Origin of the sequence: Bradyrhizobium tropiciagri, from assembly GCF_018130545.1 — a bacterium.
Taxonomy (GTDB): domain Bacteria; phylum Pseudomonadota; class Alphaproteobacteria; order Rhizobiales; family Xanthobacteraceae; genus Bradyrhizobium; species Bradyrhizobium tropiciagri_A.
The window spans coordinates 99,240-124,240 of record NZ_JAFCKF010000011.1; the positions used below are offsets into that span (position 1 = coordinate 99,240).

At 64.6% G+C, this 25,001-nt stretch carries 25 protein-coding genes; 14 read left to right on the forward strand and 11 right to left on the reverse strand.

The annotated features are described in order from the left end of the window. Positions 1–130 precede the first annotated feature (130 nt). Genes JQ616_RS35645 through JQ616_RS35655 form a run of 3 tightly spaced genes read right to left on the reverse strand, consistent with a single transcriptional unit; the run spans position 131 to position 3,439 of the window. Positions 131–1,057: an acyl-CoA thioesterase gene (locus JQ616_RS35645; RefSeq protein ID WP_212022849.1), complete on the reverse strand. Its 927-nt coding sequence runs from the start codon at positions 1,055–1,057 to the stop codon at positions 131–133. Further along, entirely contained in the window at positions 1,057–2,172 is a 1,116-nt protein-coding gene (locus JQ616_RS35650) for a hypothetical protein (protein ID WP_212022850.1), read from the reverse strand. The genes JQ616_RS35645 and JQ616_RS35650 overlap by 1 nt, the downstream gene beginning before the upstream one ends. Before the next feature lie 43 nt (positions 2,173–2,215). Then, positions 2,216–3,439 (reverse strand): ABC transporter substrate-binding protein, encoded by a 1,224-nt coding sequence (locus tag JQ616_RS35655; protein WP_212022851.1) that lies wholly within the window; start codon positions 3,437–3,439, stop codon positions 2,216–2,218. A 203-nt stretch (positions 3,440–3,642) separates the two neighbouring features. Between JQ616_RS35655 and JQ616_RS35660 the strand changes: the two genes are divergently transcribed. From JQ616_RS35660 to JQ616_RS35700, 9 genes are all read left to right on the forward strand, one after another. After that, positions 3,643–5,196: an acyl-CoA synthetase gene (locus JQ616_RS35660; protein ID WP_212022852.1), complete on the forward strand. Its 1,554-nt coding sequence runs from the start codon at positions 3,643–3,645 to the stop codon at positions 5,194–5,196. Then, positions 5,166–6,254 (forward strand): phosphotransferase family protein, encoded by a 1,089-nt coding sequence (locus tag JQ616_RS35665; RefSeq protein WP_212022853.1) that lies wholly within the window; start codon positions 5,166–5,168, stop codon positions 6,252–6,254. The genes JQ616_RS35660 and JQ616_RS35665 overlap by 31 nt, the downstream gene beginning before the upstream one ends. Next, on the forward strand, positions 6,251–6,760 hold the full coding sequence (locus JQ616_RS35670) for a hypothetical protein (RefSeq protein ID WP_212022854.1): 510 nt from the start codon (positions 6,251–6,253) through the stop codon (positions 6,758–6,760). Before JQ616_RS35665 ends, JQ616_RS35670 begins: the two co-directional genes overlap by 4 nt. A gap of 186 nt (positions 6,761–6,946) precedes the next feature. Continuing rightward, positions 6,947–8,206 (forward strand): aromatic ring-hydroxylating oxygenase subunit alpha, encoded by a 1,260-nt coding sequence (locus JQ616_RS35675; protein ID WP_212022855.1) that lies wholly within the window; start codon positions 6,947–6,949, stop codon positions 8,204–8,206. Then, complete coding sequence (locus tag JQ616_RS35680; RefSeq protein WP_212022856.1) at positions 8,206–8,703, forward strand: aromatic-ring-hydroxylating dioxygenase subunit beta; 498 nt, start codon at positions 8,206–8,208, stop codon at positions 8,701–8,703. Before JQ616_RS35675 ends, JQ616_RS35680 begins: the two co-directional genes overlap by 1 nt. A 13-nt stretch (positions 8,704–8,716) precedes the next feature. Then, positions 8,717–9,511 (forward strand): enoyl-CoA hydratase/isomerase family protein, encoded by a 795-nt coding sequence (locus JQ616_RS35685; RefSeq protein ID WP_212022857.1) that lies wholly within the window; start codon positions 8,717–8,719, stop codon positions 9,509–9,511. Position 9,512: 1 nt separating this feature from the next. Continuing rightward, positions 9,513–10,262, forward strand: a complete 750-nt coding sequence (locus JQ616_RS35690; protein ID WP_212022858.1) for an SDR family NAD(P)-dependent oxidoreductase — start codon at positions 9,513–9,515, stop codon at positions 10,260–10,262. Between the two features lies 1 nt (position 10,263). Continuing rightward, positions 10,264–11,199 carry an alpha/beta hydrolase gene (locus JQ616_RS35695; RefSeq protein WP_212022859.1) on the forward strand — a complete coding sequence of 312 codons (936 nt, stop codon included), beginning with the start codon at positions 10,264–10,266 and terminating at the stop codon, positions 11,197–11,199. Beyond that, positions 11,196–12,389, forward strand: coding sequence for an acyl-CoA dehydrogenase family protein (locus tag JQ616_RS35700; RefSeq protein ID WP_212022860.1), 1,194 nt, complete (start codon positions 11,196–11,198; stop codon positions 12,387–12,389). Before JQ616_RS35695 ends, JQ616_RS35700 begins: the two co-directional genes overlap by 4 nt. A 178-nt stretch (positions 12,390–12,567) precedes the next feature. Here JQ616_RS35700 and JQ616_RS35705 read toward each other — a convergent pair whose 3' ends face one another. The 8 genes from JQ616_RS35705 to JQ616_RS35740 are packed head-to-tail and all read right to left on the reverse strand — an operon-like array spanning position 12,568 to position 21,326. Beyond that, positions 12,568–13,314 (reverse strand): NAD(P)H-dependent oxidoreductase, encoded by a 747-nt coding sequence (locus JQ616_RS35705; RefSeq protein WP_212022861.1) that lies wholly within the window; start codon positions 13,312–13,314, stop codon positions 12,568–12,570. A gap of 4 nt (positions 13,315–13,318) precedes the next feature. Continuing rightward, positions 13,319–14,479, reverse strand: a complete 1,161-nt coding sequence (locus JQ616_RS35710; RefSeq protein ID WP_212022862.1) for an ABC transporter substrate-binding protein — start codon at positions 14,477–14,479, stop codon at positions 13,319–13,321. Between the two features lie 32 nt (positions 14,480–14,511). After that, on the reverse strand, positions 14,512–15,558 hold the full coding sequence (locus JQ616_RS35715) for a branched-chain amino acid ABC transporter permease (protein WP_212022863.1): 1,047 nt from the start codon (positions 15,556–15,558) through the stop codon (positions 14,512–14,514). Continuing rightward, positions 15,558–16,430 carry a branched-chain amino acid ABC transporter permease gene (locus tag JQ616_RS35720; RefSeq protein WP_212022864.1) on the reverse strand — a complete coding sequence of 291 codons (873 nt, stop codon included), beginning with the start codon at positions 16,428–16,430 and terminating at the stop codon, positions 15,558–15,560. Before JQ616_RS35720 ends, JQ616_RS35715 begins: the two co-directional genes overlap by 1 nt. Then, positions 16,431–18,365: an AMP-dependent synthetase/ligase gene (locus JQ616_RS35725; protein ID WP_212022865.1), complete on the reverse strand. Its 1,935-nt coding sequence runs from the start codon at positions 18,363–18,365 to the stop codon at positions 16,431–16,433. Further along, positions 18,365–19,159 carry an ABC transporter ATP-binding protein gene (locus JQ616_RS35730; RefSeq protein WP_212022866.1) on the reverse strand — a complete coding sequence of 265 codons (795 nt, stop codon included), beginning with the start codon at positions 19,157–19,159 and terminating at the stop codon, positions 18,365–18,367. The genes JQ616_RS35725 and JQ616_RS35730 overlap by 1 nt, the downstream gene beginning before the upstream one ends. Continuing rightward, positions 19,156–20,010 carry an ABC transporter ATP-binding protein gene (locus JQ616_RS35735; protein ID WP_212022867.1) on the reverse strand — a complete coding sequence of 285 codons (855 nt, stop codon included), beginning with the start codon at positions 20,008–20,010 and terminating at the stop codon, positions 19,156–19,158. Before JQ616_RS35735 ends, JQ616_RS35730 begins: the two co-directional genes overlap by 4 nt. Before the next feature lie 5 nt (positions 20,011–20,015). Further along, on the reverse strand, positions 20,016–21,326 hold the full coding sequence (locus tag JQ616_RS35740; RefSeq protein ID WP_349630089.1) for a phytoene desaturase family protein: 1,311 nt from the start codon (positions 21,324–21,326) through the stop codon (positions 20,016–20,018). A gap of 249 nt (positions 21,327–21,575) precedes the next feature. Between JQ616_RS35740 and JQ616_RS35745 the strand changes: the two genes are divergently transcribed. The 5 genes from JQ616_RS35745 to JQ616_RS35765 all read left to right on the forward strand — a co-directional run bounded on the left by JQ616_RS35745 (position 21,576) and on the right by JQ616_RS35765 (position 24,996). After that, positions 21,576–22,211, forward strand: a complete 636-nt coding sequence (locus JQ616_RS35745) for a TetR/AcrR family transcriptional regulator (RefSeq protein ID WP_212022869.1) — start codon at positions 21,576–21,578, stop codon at positions 22,209–22,211. Between the two features lie 167 nt (positions 22,212–22,378). Beyond that, a complete protein-coding gene (locus JQ616_RS35750) occupies positions 22,379–22,867 on the forward strand; it encodes a YkgB family protein (protein ID WP_212022870.1) in 489 nt (162 codons plus the stop codon). 182 nt (positions 22,868–23,049) lie between these two features. Next, positions 23,050–23,217 (forward strand): hypothetical protein, encoded by a 168-nt coding sequence (locus JQ616_RS35755; protein WP_212022871.1) that lies wholly within the window; start codon positions 23,050–23,052, stop codon positions 23,215–23,217. A gap of 179 nt (positions 23,218–23,396) precedes the next feature. Beyond that, entirely contained in the window at positions 23,397–24,527 is a 1,131-nt protein-coding gene (locus JQ616_RS35760; RefSeq protein ID WP_212022872.1) for a serine hydrolase, read from the forward strand. Between the two features lie 151 nt (positions 24,528–24,678). Then, on the forward strand, positions 24,679–24,996 hold the full coding sequence (locus tag JQ616_RS35765; protein ID WP_212022873.1) for a hypothetical protein: 318 nt from the start codon (positions 24,679–24,681) through the stop codon (positions 24,994–24,996). The last annotated feature ends 5 nt before the right edge of the window (positions 24,997–25,001 follow it).

Genomic DNA, 25,001 nt, shown 5'->3' on the forward strand with positions numbered 1-25,001 from the left:
GATGCGCAATCTGCACGATTGCGCATTTTTGTCCGGCGGTGTTGCCGGGATTCAACAGATGATGGAACCAGCGAGGGCAGCGGCGGCAGCTCAGGCGGGATCGGGGCACGCTCTCAAATCGTCGCTCGGCCTACGCATCGTCGTCAGGGTGCACCATCAGGGTTTCCTGGATCGAGGTCGCAAGCATCGCTCCGTCCCGATCATGGACGCGGGCAATCGACAGCCCGCGGCCGCCATCGGCGCAGGGGCTTTCGGTTTCGACATGCATCCAGGCGTCGGGCGAGAACGTGCGATGAAACCAGATGCAATGGTTGAGGCTCGACAAATAAAGCGGCGCGCGCGACTGCAGTTCGCGGAGATGGCCGCCGACGCTGGAGAAGTTGAGCCACCAATCCGAGAGATAGGCGAATACCGCAGCCTGGGCACGGGAACCCGCGGCGAGTGGCTGCCTGCTCCTGATCCAGAAGCGCAAGCGCGGCTCTGCCGTCGCGGCCGATAGCTGACGCTCGATCGCGGGGATCCGGAAATCCATACTCGGCTTGACGTGCTGGGAGTAAGGGCCGAGCGGCCGCAATTGCGTCATCAACGCGTCAGGGATCATGCTCAGTTCGGGCAGGCCGTCGGGATCTTCCGGCGGAACAAACGGCACTGCGTGCCGCGGACCCGGCTGCGGCGCGCAGAACGTGGCGTGCGCGCTGAGCACAGTGCGGCCGTCGTCCTGGTGGCCTACGACATGGCGGGAGGAGAACCGTTTGCCGTCCTGCAGGACCTGTGCGTCAAAGATGATGCGCCGCGTGGGATCGGCGCCGCGCAGGAACAGGAGCTGCAGCATTGCCGCCGGGCGATCTTCGGGAGCGCTGAGTGTCGCGGCCATCATGGCCTGGCCGAGGATCTGGCCGCCGTAAGAGCGGCGGTTGAGATTGCCGTCGCCGAACCGGCTGCGATAGCGCAGCGGAGCGACGGTCTCGAGCGAAACCAGCGCCTCGGCCGCCTGGTTGTCCCACTGGTCGCATGCGGTGTCGTCACGCTGCGCGACCCGGATGCCTTGCCCGTCCATCACATCGCCGGAAATTTCTGTGGCCCCGGATAGAGCGGATAGCCCGCGGCGACGCCGTATTCGCTGATGCCAAATCCGGTCTCGTTGCCGCTCTCGAGCCGGACGACGTGATCCGACAGCGTGCGCGCGATGCCGCGTGTGCCGGCATCGTCCAGGTTCCAGATGTCATGCGCGGCATGGTTCTCGCCGCGGTCGTCGCCATGGGTCCAGCCTTGCAGGCCACCATACATGCCGGCCTTGAGATAAAATCGCGTCGGCAATCCCAGCATCCTGACGCGACGCGGCTCGCCATGCTCGAAGGTGAAGGTGAAATCGGCTGCCGCGATGGTCTGGCCGAGCGGATCGTCGGCCCATTCGATCGCGTGCTCGACCGAGGTGACCTCGCGATGCGATACCGATCCGTCCGTCTCGCGGCGGAACTCGGTGCCTGAGAGGTAATGCGGCTTGCCCGGCGTGCGCTCCTTGATGAAGATCGACAGCGCGGACTGCTCAAATTGGAACATCGACCAGGTCCAGAGGAAATTGCGATGGGTCGCAACGGGGGGCCTGGTCTCGTCGGTGCGCATCTCGGAGCGCAGGCCCCAGGAGCGGTCGCGCTGTCCCCACCACAGCTCCGGCTCGATCTCGTAGCGCTTGCCATCGGCGACGATCCAGCCGCGCCAGCGGCCGAACTGCGAGACGCGGGCAAGGTCCTCCTCGACGACGCCATTGCGCTCGCGGAAATTCTGCTTCTCCTGCGCCGCCGGAAAGCTGGCCTTGAATTCGAGCTGAAAGCTGATGCCGGACGGGTTCTCGGCAAGCGACAGCCGATGCTGACCCATGCCCTCGACGATCTCGATCCTGAGCCCGCCGACCTCGGTCTCCAGCGGGCGCGCCCCGAGCCGGCGCGAGGCACGGAAATTGTGCTGGCGGCGGCCGATGGTGATACCGGCAAAGCCGTCCATCACGTTGCGGTTCGGATAATAGCCGAGCCCGATATCGATCAGCAGCTCGCTGCCGTCGATCGGATGGGCGGTGTACCAGTAGCGCTCGGTGAAGCGGATATCGCCGCCGCCTGCCTTGGCAAACGGTTGCGGCGTCTGGTGGCCGATGAGGTCGTCCTGGGCTGTCAGCATTGTTCTTGTCCTTGTGTTTGAGCCGGGGATACGAAGCGCGAGATCAATCCTTGGCCGGGCTGGCGCCCACGATGTCGCCGAACAGCACCCACGTCTTGCCGTCGAAGCGGGCGAAGCGGCGTTCGGTGATCGCGGCATAATCCTGCGGTGTGGTCTGGATGGTGATGCCAGGGAGCAGCATCGGCAGCTCGATGCCGCTGAGGTTGGTGGCCTGTTTCAGCACGTTCTCCCGCGTGAGGTTGTCGCCGCAACGTTGCAGGATGATCGCGCCGAGCTGTGCCGTGGTGTAGCCGGTCACCGCAATTACGTCGTTCGGGTCCATCCCCGGCATGTATTTCGCGGCGAAGGCGAGATAGTCGGTCATGCCCTTGTCGTTGGCCCACTCCGGATCGTTCGGCGTCTTGTAGGAGGTCGTGGTCAGGATTCCGGTCGAGGCCTCGATCCCGGCCGGCACCAGCACGCCGGCGATTGAGTTGGCGGTCGAGCCGAGGAAGATCAGCGGCTTCCATCCGAGCTCGTGGATCTTGCGGATCGCCATCGAGGCGAATTTGTTCTGCGCCGCGATCAGGATGGTATCGGCGCCGGACGCCTTCAGGTTCACGATTTGGGAGTCGATGGTCGGCTCGGTCGATTGATACATCGCCTCCTTGACGATCATGGTGTCGGCCTTGGCGCCGAGCCCTTCCTTCAGGCCGAGGACAAAGTCCTTGCCGATGTCATCGGCCTGCAAGAGCACGCCGATCTTGGCGTCGGGCTTCTCGCGCAGCACATAGCGGGCGATGATCCGCGACTCGTTAACGTAGGTCGGCGAGTAGGGCGTCGTCCAGGGAAACTGCTTCGGATCGTTCCAGCGGGTGCCGCCGCTCTGCACGAGAAGCTGCGGGACACCGTTGCTGTTGAGATATTTCTGGATCGCGGCGTTGGTCGGCGTGCCGAACGGCGCCATCATCGCGAGCACCTTGTCGTTTTCGACCAGCGCGCGCGTCACCTCCACCGTCTTGGGCGGGCTATAGGCATCGTCGCGGGTCAGGAAGTTGATGTGACGGCCGTTGATGCCGCCTTTCTCGTTCAGCATCGTGAAATAGGCGAGCATGGTCTTCGGGAAGCTCGCATAGATCGACGCCGGCCCGCTGTAGGGGGCATTGGCGCCGAGGATGATCTCGGTATCGCTGACCCCGGGACCATAGGCCTTCTGGGCGTTCGCTGGTCCGAGCGCGCCGGTGAGCGCGAACGCCCATACCGCAAGCGTGACGATTGGCTTCCGCATCTTCCCCTCCCATGACGCCCTCTTTTGCGGGGCTGGTTGATCCCACCTGCGGTGCCATCAGAGGCTTTACCCGTCGCGGCGGCTATGCAATAATAGACCGTCTGTCCGGATTATCAACTGGAATCTCCGGGCGGCAGATCGGCATCACGCAACGACGGAAACATCCGCAGGCGTGCGCGGCCGCATGACGGCGAGGAGGAAACATGAAGCTGACGCAGGCGCTCATCTCGGCAGTGCAGTTGCGCAAGGATTCACCGGGCACCATCCAAGCCGGACGATCGCGGAGCTGGAAGGAGATCGGCCAACGCGTCGCCCGTGCTGCGGGCGGGTTGCGGCGGCTCGGCGTCGAAGCCGGCGACCGCGTCGCGATCCTCGCGCACAACAGCGATCTCTATATCGAGGCGCTCTATGCCATCGCCTGGGCCGGTGCCGTCGCGGTGCCGCTCAACACGCGCTGGGCGGTTGCGGAGAATGCCTATGCGATCGATGATTCCACGCCGAAGCTGCTGCTGGTCGACAAGGCCTTTGCCGAGATCGGCTCGGCGCTGCGCGGCGCGAAATCACTTACCGCGATGGTCTATCTGGATGATGGGCGGGTCCCCGACGGCATGCAGAGCTATGACGAGCTTGTTGCGCACGCGCCGGTCGAGGACGCTTCCGGCGCTTACAACGACCTCGCAGGCATCTTCTACACCGGCGGCACCACCGGCTTCCCCAAGGGCGTGATGCTGTCGCATGCCAACATCATCTATGAATCGCTGGTCTGGATCTATGCGCTTCGCTTCCGCGAAGACACCAGGTATCTGCACTCGGCCGGCATGTTTCATCTGGCCGGCACCTCGCCGATGATTGCGCTGACCTTGGTGGGCGGCACTCATGTCACTATTCCCAAGTTCGAGCCGGAGCTTGCGATGAAGACGATTGCCGAGCACAAAGTGGATTACTGCCTGTTCGTGCCGACCATGCTCAACATGATGCTCAATCATCCGTCCTTCGGCACGTATGATCTGAGTAGCGTCAAGGATTGCGAATATGGCGCGTCGCCGATGCCGGATGCGCTTCTGGTCAAGCTGATGCGGGTGCTGCCGAGCTGGCGCTTCCACCAGGGCTACGGCATGACCGAGAGCGCGGCGCTGGCGACCATCCTGCCCTGGGAATACCACGCGCTGGAAGGGCCGCTGGCGGGTAAGCGCAAATCGGCAGGACGGGCGGCGCCCGGCGTCGAGATCCGCATCGTCGATCCCGCGGGCAACGAAGTGCCGCGCGGCACGGTCGGCGAGATCGCGATCCGCGGCGCCGGTGTCATGCTCGGCTATTGGCGCAAGCCCGAGGAAAGTGCACGCGTGCTACGCGACGGCTGGCTGCATACCGGTGACGGCGCCTGGATGGACGAGGACGGCTTCGTCTATATCGTCGATCGGCTGAAGGACATGATCGTCTCCGGCGGGGAGAACGTCTATTCCGGCGAGGTGGAGAATGCCATCTTCCAGCATGAGCATGTCAAGGAATGCGCTGTGATCGCGGTGCCGGATCCGCAATGGGGCGAGGCAGTGCACGCCATCGTGGTACCGAAGGACGGCAGGAGTCTTGATTCTGAAATGGTGATCGCGCATTGCCGCACCCTGATCGCCGGCTACAAATGCCCGCGATCGGTCGACATCCGCCTCGAGCCGTTGCCGCTGACCGGCTCCGGCAAGATCATGAAATCGGCGCTGCGCGAGGAGAAGTGGCAGGGCTATACGAGGTCGGTCAATTGACGCGGGAGGCTGCGAAACGATCCGACGACGTCCGGGAGCCGGCTCGTCCCGTCGCGGTGAATGACGACGCGGTGCGGTCGGCGCTCGCTCAGCATCTGTCGCGGATATCCGGAAGCCGGACGGAGATTGTCAGCTTCGGCCGCAAATCGTCGGGCTTCTCCTGGATCACCTACGCCTTTGTGGCCCGCTCTGCCGCTGAAGGAGATCGCAAGCTGATCCTGCGCGTCGGTCCCCCGAACGGGCTGTTTGCGCCTTACTCGGTGCTGCCGCAGGTTTATGCGCTGCAGTCGCTGCATGGCAGCGGCGTGCCGGTGCCGGCGCTGGTGTCGGCAGAACAAGACGGCGCCGAGATCGGCTTTCCGTTTTTCATCTGCGCACACATCGAGGGCGATGTGCCCGCGCCCTGGGCGGCGAGCGAACTCGATCCGGACCACAAGCGCGACATCGCCCGGCAGTTCGTCGAGATCCTCGCGTCGCTGCACCGGATCGATCCGGGTACAACGCCATTCGCCTCGCTGCAACAGGGCGAGCAACGCGCCGAGCTCCACGCGATCGCCGGCTGGCGCACCTCGCTCGCGCGTCCGACGGCGCGTTATTATCCGCTGCTCGATTGGGGTGGGCGCTGGCTGCACGACAATTGTCCGCAGCCGCCACGCCGCACCATCGTGCATGGCGACTACCGGATCGGGAATTTCATTGAGCACCAGCGGAAGATCACCGCCATTCTCGATTGGGAACTCACTCACCTGGGCGATCCCCATGAGGATCTGGCCTGGGCAATGATGCCGACCTTCAACGCCAGGAGCCGAAAACTCTATGGCGTGCTCGAGCGCGCGGAGGTGATCGATCTCTACCAGCGCGCCTCCGGCATTGCGGTGTCGGACAAGAGCCTGGCCTTCTATGAGGCCTATGCGCTGTACCAGGCGGCAGCGATCCAGATGTGCGCGGTGCGCGCCTTCGAGGTCGATTGCTTCAACGACATGCGCCTTGCGGTGATGGCAAGCCAGATGCCCTCGATCGTCCGGGCCTTCGAGCGTGCCTTGGAGGCCGCGGCATGAGTGCATCCTTCGAGCGGCTGATCGACGGCATCATCGACGCCTTGCAGAGCCATGTGGTGCCGAACAGCAACGACGATTTCGTCCGCGGGCAGGTATTTTCCGCGATCTATGCGCTGAACGGGCTGAAGCTCGCCGCCGATTGGAGGGCGGGTCCGTTGCTGGAGCAGGTGCGCCTGCAGGACGAGACGTTTGCGGCAGTCCAACGGTTGGCCGACGGCATGGCACATCCCGAGATTCCGGCGACGCCGCGCATCCCAGGCGATATCTCCGATGCGGCCGTGATCGAGGCGTTGCGCGACGATGGCGACCGCCGGCTGGGGCAGCTTCTGCTCTGGGCGAGCGACGAGGGCGCGCGTGCGGCCGATCCCAACGCTGCCGCCGAGATCGAGCGCCTGTTGCGGCGGGCGATCTGCGACCAGCTCAAGATCGAGCTTGCGACGACGCCGAAATCGATGCTGCAGCAGATCGCCGGCGGCGAACGCGAGGGTGGCGCGGCGCAGGGCTGAGACCGTTCGCCGCCGACCACCGGGGATTGCATCGTTGTACAGTTTCCCGACGAAGACCGGCGTTCGGAAAGAAGCTTGCCGCCCCGCGGAGCCCGTGCTATTAATTCACCGAACGGTCGTTCGGATTATTATTTGAGCGATCGGCACAAACATCCGCGGCAAGCGGCCGGCGAGGGAGACGGAGCGATGAACATGATGACCGGCGTCTCGCCATGGGAGCGGCTGATCCGGCCCGACCGGGTGCACGGCTCGCTCTACACCGATCCGGAGATCTTCGAGGCCGAGCTGAAGAACATCTGGTACCGGACCTGGGTCTATGTCGGCCACGAGAGCGAGGTCCCGAACGCCAACGACTACGTCGTCAAGTCGATCGGCCCGCAATCCGTGATCATGACCCGCGACGAGCAGGGCAAGGTCAACCTGCTGCTCAATCGCTGCTCGCATCGCGGCAACCAGGTCTGCTCGTTTGAGCGCGGCAATGCACGCTCGTTCACCTGTCCGTTCCACTCCTGGACCTTCGCCAATGACGGCCGCCTGGTCGGCTACGCATTCCCTGATGGTTACGAGGGGCAAGACAAATCGCAGCTCGCGCTCGGGCGGGTGACGCGCGTCGAATCTTACCGCGGCTTCGTGTTCGGCTCGTTCGCGGCCGATGGCCCGACCCTGAAGGAGCATCTCGGCGGCGCCGCCGAGACCATCGATCGCCTGGTGCGGACTTCGCCGGATGGCGAGGTCGAGATCACGGCGGGTTTCCTCAAGCACCGCGTCAAGGCGAACTGGAAGTTCATCCTGGAGAACGAGTGCGACGGCTACCACCCGGCCTTCGTGCACACCTCGATCTTCGGCGTCGCCGACAGCATGATCGGCAAGCTCTACGGCGGCGCCTCGACCGCGCTGACCCGCGATTACGGCAACGGCCATACCGAGATCGATTTGCGGCCCGAGTTCCGCAAGCGCGATGCGCCGATGAGCTGGTTCGGCACCAGCGAGGAGCGGCTGCCGGACTACACCGCGCGGATGAAGACGGCTTACGGCGACACCGCGGCGCGCCAGATCATGATCGACGGCACGCCGCACGTGATGATCTTCCCGAACCTGTTCATCGCCGAGATCCAGATGTTCGTGATCCAGCCGCTCGGCGTCGACGACAGCGTGCAGCACGTCACCGCGCTGCAGTTCAAGGGCGCGCCGGATCTGAACCGCAGGCTGCGCCAGCAGACCATGGGCTCGGTCGGGCCGGCCGGCTTCCTGCTCGCGGATGATTCCGAAATGTACGAGCGCTGCCACCGCGGCGTGCTGGCGCGTAATCCGGAATGGATCTTCCTCGGCCGCGGCGAGAAACGCCAGCGCCAGGACGAGCTCGGCTTCACGGTCGGCCACGTCACCGACGAGGTGCCGTCGCGCGGCATCTGGACCCATTATCGCAAGCTGATGGAGCCCAACTGATGCTGTCGCGCGAAAGCAGCGCCACGTTGATGAGCGCCATCACCGCCTTCCTCTATCGCGAGGCGCGGCTGCAGGACGAGCATCAATACGAGGCCTGGGAAAAGCTCTGGACCGACGACGGCGTCTATTGGGTGCCGGCTAACGGCGCCGACATTGATCCCGAGCGGCAGATGTCGATCATCTACGACAACCGTTCGCGGATCGCGCTGCGCGTCCGCCAGCTGATGACCGGCAAGCATTTCACTCAGACGCCGCAATCGAATTTGCGCCGGCTGATCTCGAACATCGAATTGATGGACGGGCAGCCTGACGATGGCGACATCGCGGTCGCCAGCAACAGCCTGATCTTCGAATCGAGCCTGCGCGACGACACGCTGTGGGCGGCGCGCAATGAATACCGGCTCCGTCATGTCGATGGCGAACTGCGGATGGCTTCCAAGAAGGTCATCCTCGTCAACAACGACAAGGCGATCTACACGCTGTCATTCCTGGTTTAGGGAAGGTCTCGCCATGATCGACAAGGGCCCCGTTCTGCTCGACATCACCGACGGCATCGCGCGGCTGCGGCTCAACCGGCCCGATGCGGCCAACGGCATGAGCGCCGAGTTGCTCAGCGCGCTATGCGACGCCATCATGGTCTGCCACGGCCATCCCGATCTGCGCGTCGTGCTGCTGAGCGGCGAAGGCACCAACTTTTGTGCCGGCGGCGACGTCCGCGCCTTTGCCTCAAAGGGCGAGCAGCTGCCGGATTATATCCGGCAAGCCACCGCCTATCTGCAGAACGCAGTCACCGGATTGCTGCGGCTGGAGGCGCCGGTCATCGCGTCGGTACAGGGCTTTGCGGCAGGCGGCGGTGGCTTCGGTCTGGTCTGCGCCTCCGACATCGTGATTGCGGCAGAGTCGGCGAAGTTCCTCGCCGGTGCGACGCGGGTGGCGATGGCGCCGGATGCCGGCGTTTCCGTCACGTTGTCGCGGCTGGTCGGCCTGCGGCGGGCGATGTCGATCCTGCTGACCAACCCGGTGATATCGGCTGGCGAAGCGTTGCAGATGGGCATCGTCACCAAGGTCGTGCCCGATGCCGAGCTTGCCGATGCATCGCTGGCGCTGGCCCGCGAGCTTGCCGCCGGTGCGCCGAAGGCACTGGCGGCGACCAAGCGGCTGGTCTGGGCCGGCACCGGCACCAGCGTCGAGCAATGCCTGTCGGAAGAGGCGCGCACGGTTGCCGAACTCTCGGGGATGGCCGACGCCCGCGAAGGGCTCGCCGCCGTGATCGAGCGGCGCAAGCCTGTGTTCACGGGGCGCTGAGGTGGCAAGCTTGCCATTTGGTCGTCTCGACGGCCGCCGTGCCTTCGTCTCCGGCGGCGCGCGCGGCATCGGTGCTGCGATTGTCCGCAGCTTTGCCGGGGCCGGCGCCAGGGTCGTGATCGCCGATCTCGATGTTGCCGCAGCCTCCGAGCTCGCGCGGGAGACCGGTGCCGGCGTCGCAGGGCTCGACGTCAGCGATGCCACCGCGGTGCAGGCTGTGATGGTGCAGGATGGGCCGTTCGACATTGTCGTCAACAATGCCGGCGTCGACCAGCACGCCTTCTTCACCGACACGACGGCGGAGGATTGGGCCCGGCTGATCGCAGTCAATCTCACCTCGGTGCTGGCCTGCACTCACGCCGCGTTGCCGGCGATGCAGGCGGCGCGCTTCGGCCGCATCATCAACGTCACCTCGGAGGCGGCGCGGCTCGGCTCCAAGGGCGGCGCGGTCTATTCCGCGGCCAAGGGCGGCGTGATCTCCTTCACGCGGAGCATCGCGCGGGAGAATGCACGCTCTTGTATCACCGCGAATGCGATCGCGCCGGGGCCGATCCGCACCCCGATGCTGGAGCAGGCGGTCGCGAAGGGCGGTGACAAGATCCTGCAGGCGATGACCGGCGCGACATTGCTCGGGCGGCTCGGCGAACCGGAGGAGGTTGCGGCCGCCGCGCTGTTTCTGGCCTCCGACCAGGCCGCCTATATCACCGGCGAGACGCTCGGCGTGTCCGGCGGCATGGGCATCGGCGGCTGAGATGGCGGGCGCGAGTGACGATATCGCAGTCACGCCGGTCGATCGAGCCATCGCGCGCCTGCGGGCGATCTATCGCGGCTGGACTCGCGAGACATCAGTGGTGCAGATGCGCAGCGACTGGGACGCTGCCTTTGCCGGCTGCTCGGTGCCGATGAGCTGCCATCCGCTCTCCGCCGCCGGGGTCAACGGCGAATGGCTCGAACCGGCCGGCGCGCCGCGCGACAAGGCGATCCTCTATATTCACGGCGGAGGCTTCCGCATCGGCTCGGTCGCCTCGCATCGTGATCTGGCTGTGCGGATTGCCGATGCATCCGGCTGCCGCCTGCTCACGTTCAACTATCGCCTCGCGCCGGAGCATCGCTTCCCTGCGGCGCTCGACGATGCGCTGATCGCCTACCAATATCTGCGTGATCAGGGACTATGTCCGGCGGATATCGCCTTTGCCGGAGATTCTGCTGGCGGCAATCTCGTGCTGGGCACGATGCTGGCGGCGAGGGACCGCGGCCTGCCGTTGCCTGCGGCCGGCGCACTGATGTCACCCTGGACCGATCTCGCTGCGACCGGCGCAAGCTATCAGAGCAGGGCGGAGGCCGATCCGATCCACCAGCGCGCGATGATCGTAGCGCTGGCGAAGAATTATCTCGGCAAGGACGGCGATCCCCACGAACCGCTGGCGTCGCCGCTCTATGCCGATCTCAGCCGGCTGCCGCCGCTGCTGGTGCAGGTCGGCGACCGCGAAACCGTGCGCGACGATTCGACCGAGCTTGCCGCGCGCACCAAGGCCGCCGGGGGCGACATCGAATTGCAGGTCTGGGACGGCATGATCCACGTGTTCCAGATGTTCCCCGAAATTCCGCAGGCGCGAGAGGCGATCGCATCGCTGGCAGCTTTTTTGCGCAAGCATCTTCACATCGACCATGAGAGGGCGCCACAATGAACGTCATGACCTCGGATCCGCGCCAGCTCATCGAAGCCGAATTTCAGTTCCCGGAGCAGCCCAATCTGCCTGAGGAGCTGCGGATGTTGCGCGAGCAGGTCCGCCGCTTCGTCGAAAAGGAAGTGGTGCCGTTTGCCGAGGCGTGGGAGCGCGACGGCAAGATCCCGCGCGAGGTCTATCGCCGCATGGGCGCGCTCGGTTTCCTCGGAATGCGCCACGCCGCCGAATATGGCGGCACCGACATGGGGCCGCTGGCCTCGATGGTATTTGCCGAGGAACTCGGCCGCTCGAGCTTTGGTGGCTTCACCTCGTCGATCCTTGTGCACACCGACATGTCGGCGGTGCACATCTCCTTGCGCGGCACGCCGGAGCAGAAGCAGAAATATCTGCCGGCGATCATTCGCGGCGAGACGGTGTGCTCGATCGCGGTGACCGAGCCCGACGCCGGCTCTGATGTCGCTGGCCTGAAGACCCGTGCGCGGCGCGACGGTGATTTTTGGGTGATCAACGGCGCCAAGATGTTCATCACCAATGCGGTCTATGGCGACATCCTGATCGTCGCGGCGCGTACCGACCCGCACGCCAAGGGCAGTCGCGGCATCTCATTGTTCATCGTCGAGCGCAATACGCCCGGCATCACGGCGACCAAGCTCGACAAGCATGGCTGGCTCTGTTCGGACACTGCCGAGCTCGGCTTCCAGGACGTGCGCGTGCCGGCGGAGAATTTGCTCGGTGAAGAGAACAAGGGCTTCTATGGCATCATGGAGACCTTCCAGAACGAGCGCATCTGCATCGGCGGCATCTGTGCCGGCGAGTCCGCCAAGGCGATCGAAATGACGACGAACTATGTGAAAACGCGGCAGGCGTTCGGTGGCCCGCTCTGGAACCAGCAAGGCGTGCGCCTGAAGCTCGCTCAGCTCGCCGCGAAGGCGGCCGCCGCGCGAGCGCTGGCCTATCAGGCCGCCGAGCTTGCGGCTGCCGGGAAGGAATGTCTGCGCGAAGTGTCGATGGTCAAGGCGCTGTCGCCGGAGGTGCTGCACGAGGTCGTGCACGGCTGCCTGCAGCTGCATGGCGGCAGTGGCTTCATGCGCGGCACCGCGATCGAGCGCATGGTGCGCGACGCCCGCGTGCTGACGATCGGCGGCGGCGCCACCGAGGTGATGCTCGAAGAGGTCGCCAAGCGGATGTGAGGGCGGTCTCTTACCTCGCCCCGCCTGCGGGGAGAGGTCGGATCGCATCGCAGATGCGATCCGGGTGAGGGGGAGTCTCCGCGAGTGCTTCTATCACCATGTGTGCGGATACAGCCCCTCACCCCAACCCTCTCCCCGTAAGAACGGGGCGAGGGAGCATACCTACGTCCGGGTCATGTCATTTTTGGGTGCGAGCGCCTTGGCCGATCGCCTGTGCCGCGATCCCCGGCTTCAGCCGCCAGTCCTGGCCGAAATCCGCCAGCGGATGGAAGAACAGCGGCTCGGTGGTCTCGATCTGCCGCAGCCTTTCGGAATAGTCGTCGAGATAGCGCTGCCGCGTGGCCTCGTCGACGAAATTCACCGAATACGACACGAAGGGCGGCAGCACCTTGCAGCCGGCATAGGCCAGCATGCCGTTCTGGATCGGCCACAGCACCACGTCGAGTGCGCCGACCAGCCCGTCGGGTGCGCACATGCCGGGATAGGCGGCGGTCGAGGTCACGACCATCGCGCGGCGACCGGCGAGGCCGCCGGTGTCGTAGCGGCGGCCCGAGCCATAAACCGCGCCGTTGACGAACACGCGGTCGATCCAGCCCTTCATGATGGCGGGGACGGAGAACCACCACAGCGGAAATTGCAGGATGAGCAGGTCGCACCACAGCAGCTTCTCGACCTCGGCGGCGATGTCGTCGCTGAGCGAACCGTGTTGCAGATTGTATTTCTGCTCGCGGTCATATTGCAGCCGGTCGGGGAACCGCCGCTCTCCGAAGTCTTCCGATGTCGCCACCGGGTTGAAGCGCATGGCGTAGAGATCGGAGATCCTGACCGTATGCCCGATCGCGCTGAGCTCCGCCACGGACCGCGCCAGCAACGCCGCGTTGAACGACTGCGGCTCCTGATGGGCAAAGACGATCAGGACCCTCATTTTCCTACTCCACCGGCTTGAAGCTGAGCGTCGCTGCATCGGCCTGCATGATCTGCAGCTTCTGGTTCGAGAAGCGGACGCCGGGACCGAAGCTGATCGGCGCCATCACGCCGGTCTCGACATTCTTGGTCTTCTCCAGCTCCGCGATGGTGCAAGCCCAGGTCGGCTGCTTGCCGCAGCGCTCGATCGCCGCGATCATGACCCTCGCCGCGGCATAGCCGGTCATGGTGTAGCGGTTGATGCCCTTGAACTCGGCCTCCGAGACCAGCGGCTTGGCCTTCTCGAGGAACGCCTTGCCGGCCGCGCCGGCGAACGGCTCGACATAATCGACCGCGTAGATGCCGTCGCCGGCCGGGCCCATCAGCTTCAGCACCGGCTCGATGCGGCCGGGCCAGAAGATGCCGGTCACCGGCTTGATGCTGAGTTTTTCGAGCTCCTTCATCATCGCGATGTTCTCGGCGATGATGCCGCCGGCCAGGAACACCTCGGCGCCGGACTCCTTCAGTTGCAGCATGTCGGACGAGAAGTCCTGCTGGCCCTTCTTGTAATTGCCGCTATAGACCACGTTCAGCTTCTTGGCCTTGACCACGGAATCGAAGCCGTCGTGGACCGTGATACCGTAATCGTCGTCCTGGGTGATCAACCCCCATTTCTTGCCGGGATTCTTGTCGGCGAGAAAGTTGACGAGGTGGATGATGCCTTCCTCGTAGGACTGGCCGACCACGAACACGTTCTTGCGCGGTGGCTCCCACAGGAATTTGACCGGAGCGACGTCGATCACGGTCGGGATGCCGGACTTCTCCAGCACCGGCATCACGGCGATCGATTGCCCCGAACCGGAGATGCCGAGCATCGCGAACACCTTGTCGACGTCGATCACCTTCTTGACGCCCTGGATGGTGCGCGCGGTAACGTAGCCGTCATCCTCCAGCACATATTTGATCTTGCGGCCGTTAATGCCGCCGGCGGCGTTGGCCTCCGCGATCGCGATCTTGTGGCCGATCGAGGCCGCGACGCCGAGCAACGCCGGCGGGCCGGTCAGGGGCTCCACGTCGCCGATCAGGATCTCGGTGTCGGTGATCCCGGGATCGGCGGCCGCAGCGGGCCCGATGACAAGACAGGCCGTGGTGAATAGCAGCGAGGCCGCCGCCAAGTGTTTGATCATTGTCTCCTCCTCATGGTGTTGTGTCTTTTTTGTTAGTAGCGCAGCGGCCAGTGCACCCAGGCCCGCTTGATGTCGTGCCAGGCGCCGACCAGCCCCCTCGGCTGGAAGCGCAGGAACAGGATGATGACGAGGCCGTAAAGCATGCTCTTCAGCTCCTGCGCGCCGGTCGCGAACGTCGCGTCCATCTGCGCGCTGAACAGGCTGAAGACGAGCCGTGTCGCCTCCGGCAGCAGCACGATCAGGACGGTGCCGAGCACGGCACCAAGCGCCGAGCCAAGCCCGCCGACGATCAGGATCGCCAGCGCCTCGATCGAGAGCAGGAACGGAAAGCCCTCGACGCTGACAAAGGAGAGATAGATTCCGTAGAGCGCGCCGGCGATCCCGGTGATGAAGGCCGAGGTGACGAAGGCGAGCAGCTTGTACGCATGCAGATTGATGCCCATGACGCGGGCCGCGGTGTCGTTGTCGCGGATCGCGACGAAAGCGCGGCCGACCCGGCTGCGGCGGATGTTGAGGGTGCCGAGCAGCGTCAGCGCCGCGATCGCGAGGCAGAGATAGGTGAAGGCCGCATCGCTGTCGAAGCTGATGCCGAACATTTCCGGCCGCTGCACCTGGATGCCGCGCGCGCCGTTGGTGAGCCAGCGCATCTCCAGGATCACGGTGTTGATGATGAAGGAGAACGCGAGCGTGGTGATCGCGAGATAGAGCCCCTTCAGCCGCAGCGACGGCGCGCCGACGATCAGGCTGGCCAGCGCCGGCACCACGCCGGCGCCGAGGAAGCCGACCAGCGGCGGCATGTGATATCGCGACACCAGCACCGCATAGGCATAGGCGCCGGTGACGAGGAAGCCGACATGGCCGAGCGAGATCAGGCCGGTGTAACCTGTGAGGATGTTGAGCCCGAGCGCGCCGGTCACCGTGATCAGGATGATCATCAGGAACGACAGCGCGTAGGAGTTCAACACAAAAGGTGCGGCGATCAGCGCCAGCAGCAGCACGGCCGACCATAGCCACACCGGCGGGGAATCGATCAGCGCGACCAGCTCGCCATAGCTCTGCTTGTAATCGCCGGTCCGCATCACACCCTCTCGATATCGCGTTCGCCGAAGATGCCGAACGGGCGGACCATCAGCACGACGATGATCATGGCAAAGCCCGCGACCTCCTTCATGCCGGACCCGAGATAGCCGCCCGCCAGGTTCTCGGTGATGCCGATCAGGAGGCCGCCGAGGCCGGAGCCAAGCACGGCGTCGAGCCCGCCCAGGATCGTGGCCGGAAACGCCCTCAGCCCGAGCTGGAACATCGCCGGCGACAGATCGTAGGATAGCGCAAAGAACACGCCGCCGATGCCGGCGATCACCGAGGAGGCGGCCCAGGCAAGCGCATGAACTCTCGTGGCGCTGATGCCCATCAACAGCGCGGTGCGATCGTCTGCCGCGACCGCGCGCATCGCGACGCCGACCTTGCTGTAGCGGAAGAACGCCCAGATCGAGGCAAGCAGCAACAGCAGTGTCGCGATGACGGCAAGCTGCCCGGTGCGCACGCCGATGCCGCCGAGATGCACGATGCCGCGGCCCATGCCGAGTTCGAGGCCGTGCGGATAGGCATCCCAGATGAAGTTGATGGCCGAGCGCAGGATCACGGCGAGCCCGATCGTGACCATCACGGTCGCGAACACCGGCTCGCCCAGCATCGGCCGCATCACCAGCCGCTCGATGATGAGCCCGAGTGCGACGGCAGCGAGAATCGCGCCGATCGCGACTACGAAAACGTTGCCGCTGACCGTGGTCGAGATCGTCCAGGCGATATAGGCCGTGATCATGGTCATTTCGCCCTGCGCGAAATTGACCAGCCCGGTTGATTTGTAGATCACCGCAAAGCCCATCGCGATCAGGCCGTAGATCGCGCCGATCGCAAGGCCCGAGATCAGCAGCTGGATGAGATACTGCATTCAGCCCTCCGCCTGGTAGATGATGGCGAGCTCGCGCGCGAACTTCTTCTCGATCATGGCGCGGCGCACCTTTTGCGTCGCGGTCAGCTCGCCATCGTCATGGTCGAGTTCCTTTTCGAGGATGGCGAAGCGCCTGATGTTCTCGACCCGGGCGAAGCGCTTGTTGGTTTCGTTGACGATGCGCTCGACCAGCTCGTGCACCTCGGGCAGCTGCGACAGCGACTTGTAGTTGGTATAGGCCAGCGTCCGGTCGCGCGCCCAGCGGCCGACATTGTCGTAATCGACCTGGATGATGGCGCCGAGATACTTCTTGGCTTCCCCGACCACGATCGCTTCCTTGATGAATTCGGAATCTTTCAGCGCGTTCTCGATCTCGGATGGTGCGATGTTCTTGCCGCCGGCGGTGATGATGATCGCCTTCTTGCGGTCGACCACGGCGATCTCACCATTGTCGAGGATGTCGACGATGTCGCCGGTGCGCAGCCAGCCGCCTTGTTCCAGCGAGGCCGTCGAGGCGTTCTCGTCGAGGAAGTAGCCCTTGAAGACGCCGGGGTTGCGCAGCAGGATCTCGCCGTCGGCATCGAGTTTCCATTCGGTCTTCGGCAGAGGCACGCCGCAGCCGCCGATCCGGTGATGGCTCTCCGTCTGGATGAAGGCGACGCCGCCGCTTTCGGTGAGGCCATAGCCCTGCGACACCGGTCGGCCGATGATGTCGAAGAAACGCAGCGTCTCCGGCGAGATCGAAGCGCCGGCACACAGCCGGTGCCGGCTATAGGCGAAGCCGAGATGGCGCTGCAGATTGCGGAACATCAGGAGGTAGAGCAGCCCATAGGCGGCGTGATCGAGCCAATTGGCCTTGCCGGCCTGGCGGCGGTCCGACAGCGTGCGGCCCCAGGCGAGGCAGGTTTTGGTAAAGCCCTGTCGCAGCCAGCCGCTCTCGCCGAGCCTGAACAGAAAGCCCTGTTGCAGTTTTTCGTAGATGCGGGGCACGCCGACGAAGAAGGTCGGCGCGATCTCGCGGATGTTGATCGCAACCGTGTCGATCGATTCGGCAAACGAGACCGTGCCGCCGAGCACCAGATGGGTTACCGTGCCGTAGCAGCGCTCGGCGACGTGGCACAGCGGCAGATAGCTCACCGCCTCGAACGGCTTGTCGGCGATGCCGACGGTTCTCGCATAGGCATAAGCCGCGTAGACGAGATTGCGATGGGTCAGCATTGCGCCCTTGGGCGGTCCGGTCGTGCCCGAGGTGTAGACCAGGATGCAGACATCGTCGGGCGCGCCCTGGCCGATCAGCCGGTCGAGCGTCGCGTTGGCCTCCGGGTTCGCCTCGGCATAGGTCTTGCCGCGCTCACATAGGGCCTCGAACGACATCAGCTCGGATTGGCGGTAGTGCCGCAGCCCCTTCATATCGATGCAGACGATGGCCTCGAGATCAGGCAGGCCGCCATTATCGGCCATCGCGTCGAGCACCTTGTCGGTCTGCTCCTGATCGCCGGTGACGACGATCCGTGCGCCCGAATGCTTGACGATATATTGCAACTCGACCCAGGGGTTGGTCGGATAGATGCCGACCGCGACGGCGCCGATCATCTGGGTGCCGAGATCGGCATAGAACCATTCCGGCGTGTTCTCGCCGGCGATGGCGACGCGGTCGCCGGGCTTGATGCCGAGTGACAGCAGGCCGAGTGCCACCGCACGCGCGGTCTCGTAATAGTGCCGCCAGGAATAGGGATTCCAGATGCCGTAGTCCTTCTCGCGCAGCGCCAGCGCATCGCCGTGCATGGCGGCGCGCTGCCGCAGCAGTTGCGGGATGGTGATGGCGGCATCTTCAAGCGCGGTCTGGAACGTGTCGGCGCCGGTTGCCGGCGGGCTGCGCTGAGCGCTCGCTTGCAGCGGCGGATGGCTGGTGCGGAAACTGTCGAGCGTCGACATCACGCGCCTGCCTTTGCCATGGCCTCGGCGCGCTGGCCGCCGAGATAGGCCTCCGCCACCGCCGGATCGAGCCTGATCGCATCGGGCGTGCCTTCGGCGATCTTGCGGCCGAAGTTCAGCACATGGATGCGGTCGGAAATGTCCATCACGATGCGCATCTCGTGCTCGATCATGACGACGGTGATGCCGAGCTCATCGCGGATATCGAGTACGAATCGCGCGATGTCCTCGGTCTCCTCCTGGTTCATCCCGGACACCATCTCGTCGAGCAGCAGCAGCTTCGGCTCGCTGGCCAACGCGCGGCCGAGCTCGACCCGCTTCTGCTGGCCGTAGGACAATGTGCCGACGACGGCGTCCCTGATGTGCTCGATCTCGAGGAATTCGATGATCTGCTCGACGCGCTGCCGAGCCGCGATCTCCTCGTTCCGGGTGCGGCCGAAGAACACCACGGCGTCGAGCACAGTCGAGCGCAGATGGGTGTGGCGACCGGTCAGGATGTTCTCGACCACGGTGCCGTGCTTGAACAGCGCCAGATTCTGGAAGGTACGGCCGATGCCGACGGCGGCGAATTTCCACGGCGAGATAGTCGAAAGGTCGATGCCGTCGAAGGTGATGCGGCCGCCGCTCGGCCGCAGCACACCCGAGATCATGTTGAACAGCGTGGTCTTGCCGGCGCCGTTCGGGCCGATCACGCTGCAGACCTCGCCCGGCGAGACCTCAAGGCTGACATCGGCGACGGCCTGCAGGCCGCCGAAGCGCTTTGACAGGTTCTCGACCGTGAGCAGCGCGGTCACGAGAGCCACCGCTTGCGGCGCTTGTAGTGCTTGACGTCGCGGAGGCTCTTGCGCCCCGTCGATGAGACGCCGAGGTAGAATTCCTGGACGTCCTCATTGGAGGTCAGCTTTTGCGCGGTGCCGTCCAGCACGACACGGCCGGTCTCCAGGATGTAGCCGTAGTCGGCGATGTCGAGCGCGCGCTGCGCGTTCTGCTCGACCAGGAGCACCGTCATCTTCAATTCGTCGCGCAGCCGGACGATGACTTCATAGATGCGATCGATGATCAGCGGCGCGAGGCCGAGCGACGGCTCGTCGAGTGCCAGCAGCACGGGATCGGTCATCAGCGCGCGGCCGATCGCGAGCATCTGCTGCTCGCCGCCGGACATGTAGCCGGCGATCTGGTCGCGCCGCTCATGCAGCCGCGGAAACAGCGCGAACACCTTGTCGCGGCGCTCGCGCGCCTCCGCGCTGGTCCTGGTGTAGCCGCCCATCTGCAGGTTCTCGTCGATGGTCAGCGCCGCGAACACGCGGCGACCCTCCGGCACCTGGACGATGCCGCGACGGACCAGCTCGTCCGGTGCAAGGTGATGCACCTCGTCATTGCGGAAGCGGATGCTGCCGTTTTCGATCACGCCTTCCTCGGTATAGAGGATGCCTGACATCGCCTTCAGCAGCGTGGACTTGCCGGCGCCGTTGGAGCCGAGCAGGGCGACGATATTGCCCTCTGGCACTGCGATCGAGACGTCGCGGATCGCCTCGATCGCATTGTCGTAGACGATCCGGATGTTGCGGAATTCGAGCAAGGCATCCTGCGCCGGCGCGGCTTGCTGCGCTGCCTGCTGCGTCGGATGCGGGATCGTCGTCGGCATCGCGCTCAGACCCGGCCTGCCGAGCAGCGCGGCCGCGCAGCAAGGATCGCATCGGTGACAATCTTGGCGGTCTCGGCGCAGGCCTGGGTGCCGCCATTGCCGTATTGCTTCACCGCGTCGCCGACGCACCACAGGCCCTCGATGCCGGTCTCGCGCGGCAGATCGTAGCCGGCGCAGCTGCGTTGCGCCGGCCAGTCGTCGCGCATCACCCGGATCGATAGGATCTTTGCTTGGTCGAAATTGGCGAACTGCTCGCGCAGATCCTCGAGCGCCAGCGCGACCTCGGCATCGCTGTCAAAATCGCCGAGCGCGGGCACCGGCACGGCATAGGCGACATAGAGATGCCAGCCCGGGGGCGCGAGCTCCGGACAGGTGGCCGAGAGGTTCGCCATGTTGCAGAGCCGGCGCGTCTTGCCGAAGGTGACGATGCCGGGATGGTTGATCAGCGGCTCCCGGCTCGCGACATTGATGACGATGTTGGCGGCCGGACGGAGGTCGTTCTTCACCTTGACGATATAGTCCGCCGGAAAAGCGTCGCTGCCGGCGAGCGCGACGGTGGCCTTCGGCCCGGCATTGCTGATGACCAGATCGGTGTCGATCCGCACCCGCTCGCCGTTCCTGAGCACGGTGACGCCCTCGACCTTGCCGTTGGAAGTGTGGATCGCCGTCGCCGGCGTTTCCAGCCAGATGTCGCCATTGCGCCTGACCGCGTTGCCCAGGCTGTTCCAGACGCCGATCGTGCCCTGCGGGCAGAAGCCGAACTTCTTGAAGGCGCCCTTGCTGGTGAAATAGGTCAGGAAGGCGCGGGCCGGCAGCTCGGCGGCGTTGCAGGCAAAGATCGCCGCGCAGAGATTGCGGAACAGCGCGTGCACGGTGGCGTTGCTGGTGTAGCCCTTCAGCCAGTCCTCGGTCGATTGTCGCCCGTCGGGCAGATTGCCGGAGCGGGCGTCAGCGAATTTCTCCAGGATGCGCGAGGCCTGCTTGGTCAGCTGCCCGAGCAGCAGCGACCAGCCGCCGCGGCCGACATCGATCACCTTGCCGTCGATGAAGAACGAGCTCGCGGGCTCCGGCGCGCGAATGTCGAGCGGTGCGCCGACGGTGTGGAAGGTCTCCTCGAACACGCCGCCGAACTCGATCGCGATCGCGCCGATATTGACCTTGAAGCCGTCGATCTCCTCGGTCGAGGCGCGGCCGCCGAGCCGGTCCTTGTCGTCGACGACAAGCGTATGCAGCCCGCCATGGGCGAGGCGCGCCGCGGCGCACAGCCCGCCGGCGCCGGCTCCGATCACGACAGCATCGACCTTATGAGAATCCACGCGCACCCTCCCTCGATGCCGCCGGGTTGGTCCCGGCGTGCGCAATCCGCTTGCTTGACGGCAGGCACCCTAATATAATCCGACCGGTCGTTCAAATTATTTTTTGACGCAGGCCGCCGCCAAGCGCGCGATGGAAGAGTTCTGGTGGATGGTGCCCGCAAAGAGGAGGAGAGCGCGGAGCGGCGGTAGTATAGAGAGACGGGTGCCGGCCGATTCCGGCGGCGCCGATGGTGCACGAAAGAGAATGTAATGGCGCGGACGCGCTCGGAAAATTACGACGAGATCCAGCAGGGCATTCTCACCACGGCCTGCGGCCTGTTCGCGCGGCAGGGCTATATGCGCGCCTCGATCGCCGACCTTGCGGATGCCTGCAAGCTGTCGCGCGGCGCGCTGTATCATTATTTCGACTCGAAGGAAGCGATCCTGTTCGCGATCCTCGATGCGCATATCCGCGAGATGATCGCCGATGTCGAGGCCGCGATGGCCGGCAAGGCGACGACGCTGGAGCAGTTCCGCGCCGCGATCCAGGCCATCGTCGCGCTCAATGCGCGCTCCAGCGACGAGCAGCGGGTGATCCTCAACGACCTCTCGTTCCTCGGCGAGACCGAGCAGGATGCGATCAAGGCGCTGGAGCGCCAGATCGTCGATACGGTGTCAGATCTTCTGGTCAAGCTCGACAAGGAAGGCAAGATCGTCAAGCGCACCAAGAAGATCTACAGCATGATGCTGTTCGGTATCCTGAACTTCAGCCACACCTGGTACGACCCGAAAGGCGGGATCGATCCGACCGAATTCGCCGATATGGTGGTGGACCTGTTCCTGTATGGCTTCACCTCGCCGGTGCCGGCAAAGGATGCCGCCCGCCCGCTGCGGCAGCGCGCGTGAGGCCATTGCCGCTGCTGGCGACAGCCTTCATCACCTTGCCCGCACATCCTTGTGAAGGGGCTGACCGCGCCTCGCGCGTAACAGACGCGCTGCGCGCGGCGTAGTGCTGCCACGAACGCCGCAACCGCGGCCGATGGTGGCATCGCAGCGAGGGAAGAGACATCCAGATGAATCTGTCGTTCAACATCGCCGAACAGGGCGAGGGGTCTTATCGTCTGCTCGCGATCCTGCGCTGGGTCATGGTCGTGATCTTCGTGTCGTTCGGCATGCAGAAGTTCACGCTGCAATCGGCGCAAGGCATCGTGCAGTTCATCAGCAACAGCCCGTTCATCTCGTGGCTGTCGGTCTTCGGCCTCCGCGGCGAGGCCTATGTGCTCGGCGTGGCCGAGATCGGCATCGCCCTGCTGCTTGCCGCCGGCGCCTTCAACCCGATCCTGTCCGCGATCGGCGCACTGATGGGCGTGATCACCTTTGCGGTGACCTGGTCGTTCTTCTTCACGACACCCGGGGTGGTCAAATGGAGTCTATCGACCGACCCGATGGCCTGGAACCTGGCCGGCGAGTTCCTGTTCAAGGACATCATGCTGCTCTGCGTCTGCCTCGTGCTGCTGCTGGCGTCGTTGCCGCGTCAGGTCGTTCGCTCGCGCGCGGCATAGTCTCGTCCGGCGCGGTCGATGGTTAATCCATGCTTAATCATGGCATCGCGCGCATCCGGCATCTGGAACAGGACAATTCGTCGCAGACAGCAATGTCTTGTCAGTCGAATCCGACCCGGCTATGCAACCGTTGATTGACGAATTGTTGCTAGTAGGAAACGGTCCCCGGTTGGGAGCTGAATGTGACGAAGTCAGACATGTCGACGGTCGGCCCGGCAAGCGTTGGTCTTGCCTGTCCGTTGAAGCAACCTCCCGGCAATTTCAAACGTCTCGCATTTTTTAATGTGATTGCAGTTCCCGCGCCGTGGCTGGAGTGGGAGGGCGGTCGCGATCGCGACGTTCGGCAGTGACCGCCGGAACCGCGATCGGGCCGCCCGTTCTCCAGCCGGGACGGATCACGGTGGAACGCGCGCAATCGTGAATGCGGACCCACCGGTTCCATAGCTAGAATCGCGATGTCGTCATCTCTTGATGGCTGAACAGGCCCGCCTGCGGGTCACATCGCAACATCGTCCCGATTTCAATCTTTATGAGACAATGGCTTCCCGTCCGGATCGTCGCGGTCCTGCTCGCCGCAGCTGTTAGCGCGCTTGCCGGGGCGCGCGCGGATTCCGACATGGATGCGCAGATCAGGGATATCGTCACGTCGGAACTCGCGCCGACGGCAACGGCCGCCGATCCCGGCGGACTTGCCGCGGCTGTCTATGCCGGCGGCCAGGTGACCTTCTTCAACTACGGTTTCGCCGACGTTGCGCGCCAGCAGCCGGTCACCCCGGACACGCTGTTCAACCTCGCCTCGCTGCGCAAGCTGTTCGAGGCGACGCTGGTCGCGCTCGGCACAGCGCGCGGCGAATTGCGGCTCGACGATCCCGTCGAAAAGTATCTGCCCGAGTTGCACGGCGACTACATCAGCCGCGTCACCGTCGGCGAGCTCGTCAACCATACGTCCGGGCTGCTGCTGCCGACCGATCATCCGCCATGGCCGAACGAGACATTCAGCCGCAATCAGTTCATTGCGATGCTCAATGCCTGGACGCCACCGGCAGGAGAGCAGCCCGGCAAGCAGCGCATCTATAGCCATGCCGGCTATGTCCTGCTGCAACTGGTGCTGGAGCGGCGCTACGGCATGCCGATCGCGAATTTGATCGAGAGCCGCATCCTCACGCCGCTCGGCATGACCTCGACCTTCATTCCTGACCGTGCCGAGGACAATCGCGCGGTGCTCGCGCCCGAGATCATGCAGCGCATGGTTCAGGGCTACTCCCATGACGGCACACCGATCGGCCCGCCCGGCAATCAGCAGAGCTATTACGATTTTCCGGGCACCGGCCAGATGTTCTCGTCGGCGCGCGATCTCGGCATCCTGCTCGGCGCCTGTCTCGACGGCGCGGCGATCGATCCCGAATTGCGCGCGGCATTGCAGACGACGATGCGCGAGAGTTTTCGTGTCGATGCGAAGTTCGGCCAGGCGATGGCGTGGGAGCATGTGCGGCTCGACGGCGTCACCGTCATCGACAAGCCCGGTGGTCTCAACAATGCCTCGGCCTATATCGGCCTGGTGCCTGCGCGCAGGTTCGGCATCGTGCTGCTTGCCAACCGCGGCGACTATCCGCACGAGATCGCGCGCTACAAAATCCTGCCGGCGCTCGCGCGGCTCTGATCAAACCCCGATATCCTAGCAATACTGCGTGCCAATCCGGTGACACGGCCCGCGCGGCAGCGTAGGGGGCTGCATGCAAAAATCGTCATGGCGTGGAACCACGATCGGCTGTATAAGCCGGTAGCTTCTTCTCCATTCTGAAGAGGCTGCTATGACTGATTTACAAAATCCTGATTTACATGCGTGGCTTTCGCAACAGCCGCACGGCTTGCGAACCTACCGAACCCTCCAGGACAAGCTCGAGATCTTGAGCAGGCATGAGCCCGAGCAGCGGGCGATGTGCCGGCTGCTCAGCGGTCTTGTCGGCAATTACATCGAGGCCTTCGACGAGGAGCCATTGCCCGTGGCGGTCGCCGACCGCGCCTATGGCCGGTTGCTCGATCTCGTCGCAAGCCTTGATTTCAAGGGAAATTCCGACCGCCGCCTGGCCGACATCAACCGCATCGCGTCCTGCGATCTCCTGAACTGATCGTG

Excerpts from the sequence above, each read along its gene's own strand:
- JQ616_RS35735 (WP_212022867.1), bottom strand. The coding sequence starts at position 20,010 with ATGCCGACGACGATCCCGCATCCGACGCAGCAGGCAGCGCAGCAAGCC.
- JQ616_RS35765 (WP_212022873.1), top strand. The coding sequence starts at position 24,679 with ATGACTGATTTACAAAATCCTGATTTACATGCGTGGCTTTCGCAACAG.
- JQ616_RS35680 (WP_212022856.1), top strand. The coding sequence starts at position 8,206 with ATGCTGTCGCGCGAAAGCAGCGCCACGTTGATGAGCGCCATCACCGCC.
- JQ616_RS35725 (WP_212022865.1), bottom strand. The coding sequence starts at position 18,365 with ATGTCGACGCTCGACAGTTTCCGCACCAGCCATCCGCCGCTGCAAGCG.
- JQ616_RS35705 (WP_212022861.1), bottom strand. The coding sequence starts at position 13,314 with ATGAGGGTCCTGATCGTCTTTGCCCATCAGGAGCCGCAGTCGTTCAAC.
- JQ616_RS35685 (WP_212022857.1), top strand. The coding sequence starts at position 8,717 with ATGATCGACAAGGGCCCCGTTCTGCTCGACATCACCGACGGCATCGCG.
- JQ616_RS35715 (WP_212022863.1), bottom strand. The coding sequence starts at position 15,558 with ATGCGGACCGGCGATTACAAGCAGAGCTATGGCGAGCTGGTCGCGCTG.
- JQ616_RS35670 (WP_212022854.1), top strand. The coding sequence starts at position 6,251 with ATGAGTGCATCCTTCGAGCGGCTGATCGACGGCATCATCGACGCCTTG.
- JQ616_RS35720 (WP_212022864.1), bottom strand. The coding sequence starts at position 16,430 with ATGCAGTATCTCATCCAGCTGCTGATCTCGGGCCTTGCGATCGGCGCG.
- JQ616_RS35675 (WP_212022855.1), top strand. The coding sequence starts at position 6,947 with ATGAACATGATGACCGGCGTCTCGCCATGGGAGCGGCTGATCCGGCCC.
- JQ616_RS35645 (WP_212022849.1), bottom strand. The coding sequence starts at position 1,057 with ATGGACGGGCAAGGCATCCGGGTCGCGCAGCGTGACGACACCGCATGC.
- JQ616_RS35650 (WP_212022850.1), bottom strand. The coding sequence starts at position 2,172 with ATGCTGACAGCCCAGGACGACCTCATCGGCCACCAGACGCCGCAACCG.
- JQ616_RS35655 (WP_212022851.1), bottom strand. The coding sequence starts at position 3,439 with ATGCGGAAGCCAATCGTCACGCTTGCGGTATGGGCGTTCGCGCTCACC.
- JQ616_RS35695 (WP_212022859.1), top strand. The coding sequence starts at position 10,264 with ATGGCGGGCGCGAGTGACGATATCGCAGTCACGCCGGTCGATCGAGCC.
- JQ616_RS35660 (WP_212022852.1), top strand. The coding sequence starts at position 3,643 with ATGAAGCTGACGCAGGCGCTCATCTCGGCAGTGCAGTTGCGCAAGGAT.
- JQ616_RS35745 (WP_212022869.1), top strand. The coding sequence starts at position 21,576 with ATGGCGCGGACGCGCTCGGAAAATTACGACGAGATCCAGCAGGGCATT.
- JQ616_RS35750 (WP_212022870.1), top strand. The coding sequence starts at position 22,379 with ATGAATCTGTCGTTCAACATCGCCGAACAGGGCGAGGGGTCTTATCGT.
- JQ616_RS35760 (WP_212022872.1), top strand. The coding sequence starts at position 23,397 with ATGAGACAATGGCTTCCCGTCCGGATCGTCGCGGTCCTGCTCGCCGCA.
- JQ616_RS35700 (WP_212022860.1), top strand. The coding sequence starts at position 11,196 with ATGAACGTCATGACCTCGGATCCGCGCCAGCTCATCGAAGCCGAATTT.
- JQ616_RS35710 (WP_212022862.1), bottom strand. The coding sequence starts at position 14,479 with ATGATCAAACACTTGGCGGCGGCCTCGCTGCTATTCACCACGGCCTGT.